This window comes from Microbacterium sp. GXF7504, from assembly GCF_054798235.1.
In genome coordinates, this window is the sequence record NZ_JBSJZI010000004.1 from 311900 (window position 1) to 325198 (window position 13299).

15 protein-coding genes are annotated in these 13299 nt (G+C 69.8%); 7 read left to right on the top strand and 8 right to left on the bottom strand.

The genetic code is table 11. The features are described from left to right. Positions 1-72 precede the first annotated feature (72 nt). The 5 genes from ACWAUO_RS12090 (at position 73) to ACWAUO_RS12110 (ending at position 5919) form a co-directional block, all read left to right on the top strand. Positions 73-1371 carry an ABC transporter substrate-binding protein gene (locus tag ACWAUO_RS12090; protein WP_460775704.1) on the top strand — a complete coding sequence of 433 codons (1299 nt, stop codon included), beginning with the start codon at positions 73-75 and terminating at the stop codon, positions 1369-1371. An 81-nt stretch (positions 1372-1452) separates the two neighbouring features. Next, positions 1453-2451 (top strand): carbohydrate ABC transporter permease, encoded by a 999-nt coding sequence (locus ACWAUO_RS12095; RefSeq protein WP_460775705.1) that lies wholly within the window; start codon positions 1453-1455, stop codon positions 2449-2451. Next, positions 2448-3368, top strand: coding sequence for a carbohydrate ABC transporter permease (locus tag ACWAUO_RS12100; RefSeq protein WP_460775706.1), 921 nt, complete (start codon positions 2448-2450; stop codon positions 3366-3368). The genes ACWAUO_RS12095 and ACWAUO_RS12100 overlap by 4 nt, the downstream gene beginning before the upstream one ends. Before the next feature lie 13 nt (positions 3369-3381). Then, positions 3382-4800, top strand: coding sequence for a GH1 family beta-glucosidase (locus ACWAUO_RS12105; RefSeq protein ID WP_460775708.1), 1419 nt, complete (start codon positions 3382-3384; stop codon positions 4798-4800). A 117-nt stretch (positions 4801-4917) separates the two neighbouring features. After that, positions 4918-5919, top strand: a complete 1002-nt coding sequence (locus tag ACWAUO_RS12110) for a LacI family DNA-binding transcriptional regulator (RefSeq protein ID WP_460775709.1) — start codon at positions 4918-4920, stop codon at positions 5917-5919. Between the two features lie 30 nt (positions 5920-5949). Here the strand turns inward: ACWAUO_RS12110 and ACWAUO_RS12115 are convergent, their stop codons facing one another. After that, on the bottom strand, positions 5950-6324 hold the full coding sequence (locus ACWAUO_RS12115; RefSeq protein WP_460775710.1) for a hypothetical protein: 375 nt from the start codon (positions 6322-6324) through the stop codon (positions 5950-5952). A gap of 127 nt (positions 6325-6451) precedes the next feature. On the opposite strand from ACWAUO_RS12115, the gene ACWAUO_RS12120 reads away from it, so the two are divergent. Continuing rightward, positions 6452-7666 carry an FAD-dependent oxidoreductase gene (locus ACWAUO_RS12120; protein WP_460775712.1) on the top strand — a complete coding sequence of 405 codons (1215 nt, stop codon included), beginning with the start codon at positions 6452-6454 and terminating at the stop codon, positions 7664-7666. 10 nt (positions 7667-7676) lie between these two features. On the opposite strand, the gene ACWAUO_RS12125 is transcribed toward ACWAUO_RS12120, so the two are convergent. The 6 genes from ACWAUO_RS12125 to ACWAUO_RS12150 all read right to left on the bottom strand — a co-directional run bounded on the left by ACWAUO_RS12125 (position 7677) and on the right by ACWAUO_RS12150 (position 10958). Then, the gene (locus ACWAUO_RS12125) at positions 7677-8297 is read right to left on the bottom strand and encodes a TetR/AcrR family transcriptional regulator (RefSeq protein ID WP_460775713.1); all 621 of its coding nucleotides are present in this window, start codon (positions 8295-8297) and stop codon (positions 7677-7679) included. A gap of 59 nt (positions 8298-8356) precedes the next feature. After that, the gene (locus ACWAUO_RS12130) at positions 8357-8560 is read right to left on the bottom strand and encodes a helix-turn-helix domain-containing protein (RefSeq protein ID WP_460775715.1); all 204 of its coding nucleotides are present in this window, start codon (positions 8558-8560) and stop codon (positions 8357-8359) included. Then, the gene (locus ACWAUO_RS12135; protein WP_460775717.1) at positions 8561-9046 is read right to left on the bottom strand and encodes a DUF2975 domain-containing protein; all 486 of its coding nucleotides are present in this window, start codon (positions 9044-9046) and stop codon (positions 8561-8563) included. A gap of 52 nt (positions 9047-9098) precedes the next feature. Beyond that, positions 9099-9818: a Pr6Pr family membrane protein gene (locus ACWAUO_RS12140; protein WP_460775719.1), complete on the bottom strand. Its 720-nt coding sequence runs from the start codon at positions 9816-9818 to the stop codon at positions 9099-9101. Positions 9819-9934: 116 nt separating this feature from the next. Next, positions 9935-10294 (bottom strand): hypothetical protein, encoded by a 360-nt coding sequence (locus ACWAUO_RS12145; RefSeq protein ID WP_460775720.1) that lies wholly within the window; start codon positions 10292-10294, stop codon positions 9935-9937. Then, a complete protein-coding gene (locus ACWAUO_RS12150; protein ID WP_460775722.1) occupies positions 10281-10958 on the bottom strand; it encodes a phosphoribosyltransferase in 678 nt (225 codons plus the stop codon). The genes ACWAUO_RS12145 and ACWAUO_RS12150 overlap by 14 nt, the downstream gene beginning before the upstream one ends. A gap of 208 nt (positions 10959-11166) precedes the next feature. On the opposite strand from ACWAUO_RS12150, the gene ACWAUO_RS12155 reads away from it, so the two are divergent. Beyond that, positions 11167-12543 carry an MFS transporter gene (locus ACWAUO_RS12155; protein ID WP_460775724.1) on the top strand — a complete coding sequence of 459 codons (1377 nt, stop codon included), beginning with the start codon at positions 11167-11169 and terminating at the stop codon, positions 12541-12543. Positions 12544-12553: 10 nt separating this feature from the next. Here the strand turns inward: ACWAUO_RS12155 and ACWAUO_RS12160 are convergent, their stop codons facing one another. Further along, positions 12554-13147, bottom strand: coding sequence for a DUF998 domain-containing protein (locus ACWAUO_RS12160; RefSeq protein ID WP_460775725.1), 594 nt, complete (start codon positions 13145-13147; stop codon positions 12554-12556). Positions 13148-13299 lie beyond the last annotated feature (152 nt).

A 13299-nucleotide genomic window follows, 5' to 3' on the forward strand; every position in this document is an offset into this window, starting at 1 on the left:
CGCAAGTCATGGGAACGTGCCCATGGGAACGTGCCCATGGATTCCGGACTTTCCGCACACAAAGGAGTGATCGTGAACGCAACGCGCAAGGTCGCAGCGTCGGTGGTCGGTGTCGCCGCATTGGCGCTCATCGCCGCCGGCTGCTCCAACGGCCCGAGTGAGAGTGGGGGAGGCGGCGACGAGAAGATCACGCTGACCATCACCACGTTCGGGACGATGGGCGTCGACGCCAACTACGAGAAGTACATGGAGGAGAACCCGAACATCGTCATCGAGGCGACGAACCTCGAGGGTGGTGGCGCCGCCCGTGACGACGCCTACGCGAAGATCGCGGCGCGCACGGGTCTCAGCGACATCGTGGCGATCGAGGAGGGCTGGCTCGGCACGATCGCGGAGGTCTCCGACGCCTTCGTCGACCTCCGCGACTACGGCATCGAAGACGTCAAGGACCAGTGGCTCGACTGGAAGTACGAGCAGGGCACCACCACCGACGGCAAGGTGCTCGGCGCGGGGCTCGACATCGGCCCGCAGGGGCTCTGCTACCGCGGCGACCTGTTCGCCGAGGCGGGCCTGCCGAGCGAGCGCACCGAGGTGGCCGAGTACTTCGGCGGCGAAGACGCGACCTGGGACCGCTTCTTCGAGGTCGGTCAGGAGTACGTCGACAAGACCGGCAAGGCGTTCTACCACTCGCCGCGGTTCTTCTGGAACTCGTTCGTGAACCAGCAGGAGGAGGGTTACTACAAGAAGGACGGCGAGACCCTCAACATCGAGGACAACAAGGTCCTGAAGGACCAGTTCTTCAAGATCGTCGAGGCGGAGCAGAACGGCCTCGGCGCCGGACTCCCGGGCTGGGACGTCGGGCCTGAGGCCAAGGCCGGCGACTTCGCCGTCTACATGTGCCCGAGCTGGATGCTGGGCATCGTGCAGGGCTACTACGACGCCGGCACGACCGACAGCGGTTGGGACTTCGCCGACGTGCTCCCCGGGGGCGCGGCGAACTGGGGCGGCGCGTTCCTCGGGGTCTCCGAGTCGTCCGAGCACAAGGAGGAGGCGGCGAAGCTCGCCCTCTGGCTCGCTTCGCCCGAGCAGCAGGCGGCCGCGTTCGAAGTGGCCGGTCCCTTCCCCAGCACGCTGGAGGGTCAGGAGCTCGTCGCCGGCACGACGAGCGAGTTCTTCAACAACGCCCCCGTCGGCGAGATCTTCGCAGCCCGCGCCGAGGGCGTGGTCGCCCAGGTGAAGGGTCCGGAGGACTCCAACATCCAGGACAACGTCTTCGGTCCGACCTTCGACCGCGTCAGCCAGGGCGAGATCACGGATCCCCAGGAAGCGTGGGATGAGGCCATGGAGCTGCTGCACCAGTTGGTCGACTGACCACGGGGCGCGCGGTCCGGCGGCAGCGCCGGGCCGTGCGCCCGCCACCCCCTCCACCTTCCCGTCTCGCGGATTGGCTCAATGATGACCACCCTCACCCGGAGTCGCCCCCTCCGTTCGGAACTCACGTTCCGCCAGAGGGTCAATCGCTTCGACTACACCTTCTCCCCGTACCTCTACATCGCCCCCTTCTTCATCCTCTTCGCCCTGATCGGCATCTTCCCGATCGCGTACACGTTCAACGTCTCGCTCTACGACTGGCACCTGCTGAAGGGGCAGGGGGACTTCGTCGGGCTCGCGAACTACGTCGAGATCCTGAGCGACGGCCTCTTCTGGAACGCGTTCGGCAACACCGTGAGCATCTTCCTGCTCTCCGCCATCCCGCAGCTCGTCGTCGCCACCGGCATCGCCGCGCTGCTCGACCAGGCGATCCGCGGCAAGACGTTCTGGCGCATGAGCGTCCTGCTGCCGTACATCGTGGCGCCGGTCGCGGTCACCGTGATCTTCCTGCAGATCTTCAACCAGTACCACGGCCCCATCGCCGGGCTCCTCGAGCTCTTCGGGCTCGATCCGATCCGCTGGACCTTCGACGTCTTCCCCTCCCACGTCGCCATCGCCACGATGGTGAACTGGCGCTGGACCGGGTACAACGCCCTCCTGCTGCTCGCCGCCATGCAGGCCGTGCCGCGCGACGTGTACGAATCTGCGGCGATCGACGGCGCGAACAAACTCCGCCGGTTCTGGTCCATCACGATCCCGATGATCCGGCCGACGCTCGTGTTCGTCGTCATCACCGCGACGATCGGCGGCCTGCAGATCTTCACGGAGCCGCGGCTCTTCGACGCCCGCACCTACGGCGGCGGCAACAAGCAGTTCCAGACGATCGTCCTCTTCCTCTACGAGATGGGCTTCGCGCGGCGCGACTTCGGCCGCGCGGCCGCCACCGCCTGGATCCTGTTCCTCATCATCGTGCTCGTCGGGCTCCTCAGCTACGCGATCACCAGAGCCATCCGCAGCGCCGACACCAAGACCGGTCGGGTCAAGATCGCCACGATCGGCGCGCAGCAGGGAGAGTCATGACCGGCATCATCGCGTCCCCGCGCACCCCGAAGGCCACGACGGACAAGGAACGGCGCACCGCCGACGCGGAACGGCGGGCCCGGCGCAAGCGCGCGTACGAACGCCCCGGCGTGCTCACCTATGCACTGCTCATCGCGTTCTTCGCCGGCTCCGCGTTCCCCCTCTGGTGGTCGTTCGTCATCGGCAGCCGGCAGTCCTCCGACGTCAACCTCGTGCCGCCGGCGGTCGTGCCGGGACCGAACTTCCTGGTCAACGTCGGCAAGGTGTTCGACATCGTGCCGTTCTGGTTGGCGCTGTTCAACAGCATCCTGATCTCCGGCGCGATCACGGTCTCGGTCGTGTTCTTCTCCACCCTGGCCGGCTACTCGTTCGCGAAGCTCCGCTTCCGCGGGCGGACCGGGCTGCTGCTCGCGGTGATCGCGACGATGGCCATCCCGACCCAGCTGGGCATCATCCCGCTGTTCATGCTCATGGGCGAGTGGGGTTGGATCGGCACCGTCCAGGCGGTCATCGTCCCCGGCATGGTCACCGCGTTCGGCGTCTTCTTCATGCGGCAGTACCTCGTCGACGTCATCCCCGACGAGCTCATCGAGGCCGCCCGGGTGGACGGCGCGAACATGTGGGGCACGTTCTGGCACGTGGCCGTCCCCGCGGCCCGACCGGCGATGGCGGTGCTCGCCCTGTTCACCTTCATGGCGTCGTGGACGGACTACCTCTGGCCGCAGTTGGTCCTCAGTCCCCGCAACCCCAACGTGCAGACCGCGCTCGCCGCGCTGAGCGCCGCGGGCGGGCAGAACCCGGACAACGCCATGGTGCTCGCGGGCGCCGTCCTCTCGGTGATCCCGCTGCTCATCCTCTTCTTCGTCGCGGGCCGCCAGCTCGTGGCCGGAATCATGCAAGGTGCAGTGAAAGGCTGATATGACCGTCGACATGTCGATCCATTCCCGGGAACGTCCGGACGCGCTGTCTGAGGATCGCGTCTTCCCGCCCGGCTTCCTCTTCGGCTCCGCCACCGCGGCGTACCAGATCGAGGGTGCGACCGAGGCGGACGGGCGAGGCCCCTCCATCTGGGACACCTTCAGCGCCACCCCGGGGAAGATCGTGGGCGGGGACACTGGCGCGATCGCCGACGACCACTACAACCGGCTGGAGTCGGACCTCGACCTCATGGCCGGCCTCGGGCTCCAGGCGTACCGTTTCTCGATCGCGTGGCCGCGGATCCAGCCCACCGGGACGGGCGAAGCCAATCAGGCCGGACTCGACTTCTACGGCCGACTCGTCGACGGGCTCCTGGCCCGCGGCATCCGCCCGATCGCGACCCTCTACCACTGGGACCTCCCGCAGGCCCTGGAGGATGCGGGCGGCTGGACGAACCGCGAGACGGCGTACCGGTTCGCGGACTACGCCCGGATCGTCGTCGGCGCGCTCGGGGATCGCGTGCCGGTGTGGACGACGCTGAACGAGCCGTGGTGCAGCGCGTTCCTCGGGTACGGCTCGGGCGCGCACGCCCCCGGCAGCACCGACCCCGACGCGGCGCTGCGCGCGATGCACCACCTGAACCTCGCCCACGGGCTCGGCGCGCAGGTGATCCGCGAGCTCGCACCGGATGCGGAGGTGTCGGTGACGCTGAACTTCCACGTCGTCCGCGGCACCGACGCCGAGGCGGTCCGTCGGATCGACGCGCTCGCGAACCGGTCGTTCACCGGTCCGATCCTCGAGGGCGCCTACCCGGCGGACCTCCTCGAGGACACCGCATCCGTCACCGACTGGTCGTTCGTGCGGCCGGGGGACGCCGAGCTCATCCACCAGCCGCTCGACTTCCTCGGGGTGAACTACTACTCGACGACCCTGGTGCGCATGTGGGACGGGGTCTCGCCGCGCCAGCGGGCGGACGGGCACAAGGACGTCGGCGGATCCCCCTGGCCCGGCAGCGAGCACGTGGAGTTCCTCCAGCAGGAGGGCCCGTACACGGCGATGGGCTGGAACATCGCGCCCGAGGCGCTCGAGGAGCTGCTCGTGTCGCTGCACGAGCGGTACCCGCAGCTGCCGCTGATGATCACCGAGAACGGCGCCGCGTTCGACGACGAGGTGGTGGGGGAGCGGGTGCACGACGACCTGCGCGTCGACTACCTGCGCCGGCACGTCGACGCCGCGCGCCGCGCGATGGCGCAGGGCGTCGACCTCCGCGGCTACCTCGTGTGGTCGCTGCTGGACAACTTCGAGTGGGGCTACGGGTACAGCAAGCGGTTCGGCATCGTCCACGTCGACTACGACACCCAGCGGCGCACGGTGAAGGACAGCGGGCGCTGGCTCGCCGAACTCATCGACCGCCGCGTCATCCCGGAGTAACGCCCGGGAGGAGTGCCATACGCTAACGGAGGGGATCGCCGCCGGTCGCGCGCGACCATCGATCGGCGGAGGGAGGCCGGCTTGGACGAGCGGACATCTGCGTCGCCGAGGTCGCACGTGCCCACGCTGCGTGCCGTTGCGGAGCTCGCCCGCGTGTCGACCTCCACGGCGTCGCGGGTGATCACGGGCTCCCCGCACGTGACGGCGGAAGCGGTCGCCCGCGTCCAGGCGGCGATCGAGCAGCTCGGCTACGTCCCCAACCGCGCCGCACGCAGTCTCGTCCGGCGGCAGCCGCAGACCATCGCCATGATGATCCCCGAGCGCACGGCGGAGTTCTTCGCCGACCCGTACTTCGCCGAGGTGATCCAGGGGGCGGCCCTGTACGCGTCGTCCACGGACTACTCGCTCACGCTGCTGATCGAATCCGAGTCCGCGCCGGAGAAGACGCATCAGGTGCTCGGACGCGGCAACGTGGGCGGCGCCTTGATCCTGTCCCACTACAGCGAGTCGGAGACCTACTTCCGGCTCTCCTCGTCGCTCCCGGTCGTCTTCGGCGTCCGGCCGCCCGGGGCGCACGACGCCGACATCCACGTGGTCGACGTCGACAACGCCGCGGCGGCGGCGCTCGCCACCGGGCACCTCGTCGAGCGCGGTGCCGCGCGCGTCGCGACGATCACCGCGCCGCTCGACACCACCGCCGGGCGCGAACGGCTCGAAGGATGGCGCGACGCCCTCGTGACGGCGGGGCTCACCCCCGGCGCGTGGGAGGAAGGCGACTACACGCCGGCCGGCGGCGCCGCGGCGATGCGTCGGCTGCTCGAGCGCGACGAGCCGTTCGACGCGCTGTTCGTCGCGTCCGCCCAGATGGCGTCGGGCGCGCTGGGTGTGCTGCAGGCGCAGGGCCTTCGCGTGCCCGAGGACGTCCTCATCGCGACGCTCGACAACAACTACTTCTCCACGAGCACGACCCCGCCGCTGACGACGGTCGACCTCCACACGGAGCAGAAGGGGGCCATGATGGTGCAGGCCCTCATCCGGCTGATCGAGGGGGCCACGGTCGACACCGAGGTCTTCGTCCCGATCGCGCTGATCGAGCGCGAGTCGACGAACCGCGGCTGACGCCCCCGCCCGGCACGGCGGCGCGTCCCGTCATCGGGTTCCGGTCCGTTCGATGAGTCCGTATGCGACGCCGCCCGGCCCGAGCACATGCCGGAACCGCACGCCGCCGCCCTCGCCCCCGGTCCCGATGGCGGCGAATCCGGCAGCCGCGAGGGTATCGACAGCGGTCACGAGATCCTCGACGAGGAATCCGACGACGGTGTCCTGACCGTCGAAGAGATACTCGGGACGGGCCTGATCCCCGGTCAGATACTCCAGCAGATCGCCGTCGGCGGTCGTGACCAGGAGCTTGCCCGGTTCGTCGAGCACCACTGACAGGCCCAGTGCACTCGCCATGGCTCGTGCCTGGTCCCGTACGGGCTCGGTGACGCGTCGCGCCACCCAGGTCACGGTTCGGATCGTCATGGTGCCTCCCGCTGCTGCATCGTCGCATTCGATACCCGGCATCGTGTCCGGATGTTCTCATCAGAACTGTAAGGGGTTTACAGTTCTGATGATGGCAGTGTCGCCATCCAGACCCGAGGAGTCATCGATGACCCGAACCCCGACCGAACCGATCGTCGTGCTCGGTGGCGGCCCCGCCGGCATGGCTTGCGCGCTCGCGCTGCACACCGCAGGGCACGACGTCGTGATCCTGGAGCGATACCGCGAGGCCCGCCCGGCCGGCAACATCCTGAATCTGTGGCCACCGCCCATCAAGGCCCTCGAGCACATGGGCGTCGACATCCGGGACCTCGGTGCACCGTGCCACTCCACGTTCCGCAACGCGAAGGGACGCGTCCGGGCGGACGTGCAGATCCCCGACCACGTCGTCGAACGCTACGGCGGCGGCTTCATCGGGATGCTGCGCCCCGAGCTCTACCGGCGGATGCTCGCCGCGCTCCCGGAGGGGATGCTGCGCACCGGGCAGGAGGTGACCGGCATCCGCGACGCCGGCGACCATGTGGAGCTGTCGATGGCGGACGGGACGCTCCGACGCACCCCGCTGCTCATCGGCGCCGACGGCATCGACTCCATCGTGCGTCGCCATCTCTGGGGCGACTCGCCCAAGCGCGAGCACCGGCTGGCGATCATCGGCGGGTACACGTTCGACGACGTGCCCGACGCCGAGCAGGGCGAGGCGATCATCGCGCACACCCGTACCGTGCAGGGGTCGTACACGTCGATCCGTGAGGGCGGCCGCGACGGGTACCAGTGGTGGGTGCTGCAGGCGTGCGACCCGGACGCGCCCGCACCCGCGGATCTGCGTGGCGCGGCGCTCCGCGGTGCGCAGGGCTTCGGCGCCCCGCTCACCTCGCTCATCGAAGCGACGACCGACGACCACGTGCAACGCTGGGTGATCCGCGACCGGAAGCCGCTGAAGCAATGGTCGAAGGGGCGCATCACCCTCGCCGGCGACGCCGCCCACGCGACCAGCCCGTACGCCGCCTATGGCGCCGGGATGTCGATCGGCGACGGGTACTTCCTCGGCAAGCTGCTCGCCGGGGCCGACCTGACCGACGGTGACGCGGTGGGCCGCGCGCTCGCAGAGTACGACCGCATCCGCATCCCGCACACGACCATGCAGGTGCAGCAGGCGTACATCCTCGGCAAGGTGTTCCACCATGCGCCGGCACCGCTGCGCCCGCTCCGCGACGTCGTGCTGGACCGCACCCCGATGCTGCAGAAGCAGATCGGTGAGCGGAGCCCGAAGGAGATCGTCGCGCAGCTGGACGAGATGGGCGACGGGATCCGCGTCCCGGCCTGACCCCTCGGTCTCAGCGGCCCGCGTCGGCGACCCCGGCGCGGGCCGCCGCCATGCGGATGAGCCGTCGGCGGAGGCTCTCGTCGTCGGGTGCGAACGGCGAGGCGAAGTCCGGTCCGTACATCGTGCTCATCACGAGTTCGGAGAAGAGCATGGTGGCGATGTCGCGGCCGACCTCCTCGCCGAGCGCCAGTGCTGCGGACAGTGCGTCGATGAGGCGACGCGCCTCCTCGACGCCCCTCCGGTGGATGAGCTCGTCCTGGAGCGACGCGGCGATCACCGGGCGCAGCAGTGCGGCGTGGTCGCTGAACTGCGCGACCGCCGCATCGACGACGGCCCCGATGCGCGTCAGGACGGGTGCGGAGGCGTCGGGCAGAGCGCGGACGGCCGCCTCGTCCGAGGCGCGGATCCGCAGCATCACGTGCTCGTAGACCGCGGCGACGAGACCGGCCCGGCCGTCGACCCGCGCGTACAGCGAGGGTGCCGAGATGTCGGCGCGGCGACAGACGGCGCTGACCGTCAGCGCGTCGAGTCCGCCCTCGGTGAGGAGCGCGACGCCGGATTCGAGCACGCGCTCCCAGGCGTCGCGGGTGCGCTGCTGGCGGGGGGCGCGCACCTGTCGTTCCGGGGTCACCCCCCGATCATCCCATCCGCGTCGTGGCGAGGCGGCGTCACCGCGCGAACGACGGCTGGTCACTCCTCGTGCCGGAGGAGGTCGCCGGGCTGGCAGTCCAGCGCCTCGCACAGCGCTTCGAGTGTCGTGAACCGCACCGCCTTCGCCCGCCCGTTCTTCAACACCGCCAGGTTCGCCGGCGTGATGCCGACCCGCTCGGCGAGTTCGCCGACGCTCATCTTGCGCCGGGCGAGCATGACGTCGATGCCGACGACGATCGGCACTCAGATCACCCCGTCCAGCTCGTCGCGCAGCATCCGGGCCTCCCGTTCCCGCCTGATGGCCTGGCGCAGCAGGGCGCGCATCACCACGACGAGCAGGGCCATGCCGGCGAGGACCAGCCCGGCGCCTCCGACCAGGCCGACGAGCCCCGGCGCCGCGCCGCCCGGGGCGAGCAGGACGGCGAGGACGAACGCCAGCACGGATGCGGCAGCGATCGCCCCGACGATGACGTCGACGTATCGGAACGAGACGTCGGAGAAGACGGCGTCGCGCCGGACGAGGGTGAGCAGTCGCCACACGCACACGCCGAACACCTGCATCGTGGCGACACCCAGGACGAGGATCGCCACGAGCGCGATGCGTCCCCAGAGCGCCTCCCCGTGGAGGTCGGACCAGACGGCCGGCGCGATGAGCGTCTGCACGAGCACCGACCCCGCGAGGGAGAGCGTGATGACGACTTTGAGGATGACGATGACCGTGGTGTGCATGAGGGTGCCCCTTCCGGAACCGCTCTCAATCTATCGATATTCGATAGAAACCTCAAGCCTTTCGATCGGTATCGCGGTGATCGTCGGTGATGAGCGCGGGCACCCGCCGGTCGACGACCACCAGGATCACGGCGATGACGATGCCGATCGCGAGCACGACGATGCAGTTGCGCAGCGACGCCGCGAAACCGATGGTCGTGACATCGAGGAACGGGTACGGGTACCAGCCGGTGAACGCGCCGTGGATGAACGTGTAGACGATCCAGAGCACGGGCCAGATGAGTGCGAGCGGCAGGGTGACCCACGTCATCCGGGGGCGCGGCCCGAAGATCAGCCAGCCGATGAGCGTCGCCCACGGCGAGATGTAGTGGAAGCCGATGGTCGCCGCGAGCGCCCATCCTTCGAGGTGCACGAGGGGCGCGAGGATCGTCTCGTACACGAGCCCGGTGATGATGATCCCGAGCAGGGCGTCGAGCCGCAGCACCCGCCAGACCGGACCGTCGCGGCGGATCGACAGGGCGAGCGCGATCGAGGTGCCGAGCACGAACAGGTTGCTCTGGATGGTGAAGAAGCTGAACAGCCGCACCATCCGGGTGCCGACCGGGCCGGTCGCGTTCGAGCCCGAGTTCGCGTCCTGCCCGCCGGTGAGGATGAGGATGATCTGCACGATCAGCGACAGCGCGACGATCACGGCGATGGCGCCGAACCAGATCCTCGCCACCCGGTCCCGTGTCGCCGTGCCGGTGCGCTCCCGCAGCCGCGTGTCCGTCATCGCTTCCCCCTCGCGTCGTTGCCGCACATGCTAGGGGACCCGAGGCGTCGAGCGCACGCAGGAAAAGCCCGGTGACCTCCGGTTCCGGCGTCTCGGCGAGCCGACGCTCGGCCTCGTCAGGATGCGGCGACGCCGAGCGTCTCGAGGGCGTAGACGCCGAAGGCGATCGCCAGCGCCCCGAAGGCGAGCCCGCCCATGGCCCAGGCGAGCCGTCGGTTGCGTCGGCGGGGGTCGCCGCCGCTGCGGGCGATCAGGAGCATGAGCACCCACATCACGACGGTGAACGCGATGCCGACGATCGGCAACGCGAGCTGCAGGGTGAGGAGGAAGCCGAACACGACGAGGGCGATGACCGCCAGCGCCGTCGCGGGGATGAGCCACTGCCGCGCCGAGCCCTGCTGCAGCGGAGTCTGGTTCGACCACGACGTCGGCTCGGCCGGCCGCCCCGAGTCGTTGCGGGGGTCATCGGTCGTCATCGTCGCTGCCTTCCCGGATGCCCGCCTCCAGGAGTCGGGTGACCTCGCCGTCCGTCGTCTGCGGGAAGGTGTCGTACCACTCCCCGACGGCGCGGAACCGCTCCGGCGTCGCCAGGCAGACGACCTCGTCGGCCACGTGCCGGAGCGCCTCGCACGCCTCCTGCGAACCCACCGGGGCCGCGACCACGACGCGTTCCGGCCGAAGGGTGCGCGCCGCCGCGACGGCCACCCGCATGGTCGCCCCGGTCGCGAACCCGTCGTCGACGAGCAGCACCGTCGCGCCGCGGATCGTCGACGGGTCGCGGCCGGCACGGTACCGCGCGTCGCGACGGCGGAGCTCGGCGAGTTCGCGCGCGGCCACGTCGTCGAACGCCTGGCCGCCGCCGAGCCGTGCGACGAGGTCGTCGTCGCGGTAGGTCTCGATCGTGCCGGCGACCATCGCGATCGCACCCATCGCGAGTTCCGGGCGCGACGGCGCCCCGACCTTGCGGACGACGAGCACGTCGAGCGGCGCATCGAGTGCGCTGGCCACCTCGGCTGCGACGGGCACGCCGCCGCGCGGCAGGGCGAGCACGACGAGGTCGCGTCCCGCATACGGCTCGAGCGCCTCGGCGAGGGCGCGCCCCGCCGCGGTGCGGTCGGTGAATCGGGTCGGCGACGGCATCCGTGGTTCCTTCGCGTGGGCATCGGCGGTGGACCAGCCACGGTACGGGTCGCCCGACCACCGGGCACCCCCTGGCGGACGGGGGCGAAGGCGCGTAAGAACGAACGTTGCGTCCGCGTTCCCGGGACGCGGACATCGGATGCCGGCGCTGCGTGCTTATCCACAGCCCTCGCCGAACGGTCGCCGCGCCGCGCGTACCCTCGCTCGGATGAGCGACGTCGCGCGTCCCGCATCCGGCCCCACCCGCGCCCCGGTCAGCACCGGGCAGGCCATCCTCAACACGATCAAAGGGTCGCTCGGCAACCTCGTCGAGTGGTACGACGTGTACGTCTACACGGTGTTCGCCACCTACTTCGAAGCGCAGTTCTTCGACGAGGCCGACAAGAACTCGACCGTGTACATCTACGCGATCTTCGCCGTGACGTTCATCATGCGACCGATCGGGTCGTGGTTCTTCGGCCGGTTCGCCGACCGGCGCGGGCGCCGGGCGGCGCTCTCGGTGAGCGTCACGCTCATGTCGGCCTGCTCGTTCATCGTCGCGATCATGCCGACGCGGGAGGTGATCGGCGTCTGGGCCGCCGTCATCCTCGTGTTCGCGCGGCTGCTGCAGGGGTTCGCGACCGGCGGAGAGTACGGCACCTCCGCCACGTACATGTCCGAGGCCGCCACGGCGAACCGGCGCGGGTTCTTCTCCTCGTTCCAGTACGTCACCCTCGTCGGCGGACACGTGCTCGCGCAGCTCACGCTCCTTGTCATCCTCGCCGTCATGCCCGTCGAGGCGGTCGCCGACTGGGGATGGCGGATCGGGTTCTTCATCGGTGGCATCTCGGCACTCGTGGTGCTGTGGCTGCGGCGCACGATGGACGAGTCGCTCAGCGAATCGCACCTCGAGGCGGTGCGGAGCGGCCAGGACCGTGCGGCGGGATCGCTGAAGACCCTGCTGACGCGATACTGGCGACCGCTCCTCTGGGTGTTCCTCGTCACCGCCGGCGGCACGATCGCGTTCTACACCTACAGTGTCAACGCCCCCGCCATCGTGAAGACGACCTTCGGCGAGGACGGCGCAATGGCCGCGACCTGGACGAACCTCATCGGACTCGTCTTCCTCATGCTCATCCAGCCGCTCGGAGGGCTCCTCAGCGACCGGATCGGCCGCAAGCCGATGCTCGTCTTCTTCGGCGCAGGCGGGGTGCTCTACACGTGGGTGCTCATCACCTTCCTGCCGCAGACGACCTCGCCGATCACGGCGTTCCTGCTGACCGCGATCGGCTACGTCATCCTCACGGGGTACACGTCGGTGAACGCGATCGTGAAGGCCGAGGTCTTCCCCGCCGAGGTCCGTGCGCTCGGCGTCGGTCTCGGCTACGCGGTCGCGAACTCCGTCTTCGGCGGCACCGCGCCGGTCATCTACCAGGCGTTCCTCGCCGCCGACCAGGTGCTGTGGTTCGTCGTCTACGTCACCGCGGTCATCGCGATGAGCCTCGTCGTCTACATCTTCTTCATGCGCAACCGTGCCGAGACCGCCCTCGACCGCGAGCAGGGCGCGGCGTGGTCCCGGCCGGCGGATGCGGCGGCCCGCCGCTGAGTCGGGCGCCTCAGAGCACGGTGATCGTGCCGATGCCGACGACGAGCGACCACACCAGGATGGCGAGCGTCACGAGTCGTTCCGGCAGCCCGAAGCCTCGTCGCAACGCCGGCGTCGCGGCGAGGACGAGCGCCAGGATGCTCCCCGCGCCGATGATCCAGCCGAGCCAGTTCGATGCGTCGGAGAATCCGAGCCCGCCTTCCCCGGTGGCCGCGTAGACGGTCCCGATCACGAACGCACTGATGGTGGCCGCGGCGAACCCCAGGACGGTCAGGGCGATGTGGAGCACGCCCGGGCCGGTGCCCGCAGCATCCGGATCATCGACGCGGAGGAACGCGAGACCGAGCCTGGTGAGGCCGAGGAGGAGGAGAAGCACCGTGGCCAGGACGGCGCCGTCGATCGGGAGGAAGGCGATCCCGAGTGCGATCTCGCCGATGCCGAACGCGACAGCCTGGGCGACGTACAGGGGACGGTATCTCGTCGCACCGTACGCGCTCAGCGCGTCGCCGACCGGGCTCTTCCCGGAGGGCACGACGTGCAGGGCGACCAGGGCGACCGCGCAGACGAGCACTCCGGCGATGGCGATGTATGCGGCGATGTCCATCCCGCGACGGTAGACGGGAGGTCCGGTCGCCGCAGCCCCCTTGCGTCGCGCAGGGCGTCGGCCGTATTACGACGGTGATCCGATCCGGCCGGGACCGATCCGTGGTGTCCCGCCCCGTATTAGGCTCGCCGCATCCGTCCACTGCTGTGCGA

Excerpts from the sequence above, each read along its gene's own strand:
- ACWAUO_RS12095 (WP_460775705.1), top strand. The coding sequence starts at position 1,453 with ATGATGACCACCCTCACCCGGAGTCGCCCCCTCCGTTCGGAACTCACG.
- ACWAUO_RS12100 (WP_460775706.1), top strand. The coding sequence starts at position 2,448 with ATGACCGGCATCATCGCGTCCCCGCGCACCCCGAAGGCCACGACGGAC.
- ACWAUO_RS12105 (WP_460775708.1), top strand. The coding sequence starts at position 3,382 with ATGTCGATCCATTCCCGGGAACGTCCGGACGCGCTGTCTGAGGATCGC.
- ACWAUO_RS12115 (WP_460775710.1), bottom strand. The coding sequence starts at position 6,324 with ATGACGATCCGAACCGTGACCTGGGTGGCGCGACGCGTCACCGAGCCC.
- ACWAUO_RS12120 (WP_460775712.1), top strand. The coding sequence starts at position 6,452 with ATGACCCGAACCCCGACCGAACCGATCGTCGTGCTCGGTGGCGGCCCC.
- ACWAUO_RS12135 (WP_460775717.1), bottom strand. The coding sequence starts at position 9,046 with ATGCACACCACGGTCATCGTCATCCTCAAAGTCGTCATCACGCTCTCC.
- ACWAUO_RS12140 (WP_460775719.1), bottom strand. The coding sequence starts at position 9,818 with ATGACGGACACGCGGCTGCGGGAGCGCACCGGCACGGCGACACGGGAC.
- ACWAUO_RS12145 (WP_460775720.1), bottom strand. The coding sequence starts at position 10,294 with ATGACGACCGATGACCCCCGCAACGACTCGGGGCGGCCGGCCGAGCCG.
- ACWAUO_RS12150 (WP_460775722.1), bottom strand. The coding sequence starts at position 10,958 with ATGCCGTCGCCGACCCGATTCACCGACCGCACCGCGGCGGGGCGCGCC.
- ACWAUO_RS12155 (WP_460775724.1), top strand. The coding sequence starts at position 11,167 with ATGAGCGACGTCGCGCGTCCCGCATCCGGCCCCACCCGCGCCCCGGTC.
- ACWAUO_RS12160 (WP_460775725.1), bottom strand. The coding sequence starts at position 13,147 with ATGGACATCGCCGCATACATCGCCATCGCCGGAGTGCTCGTCTGCGCG.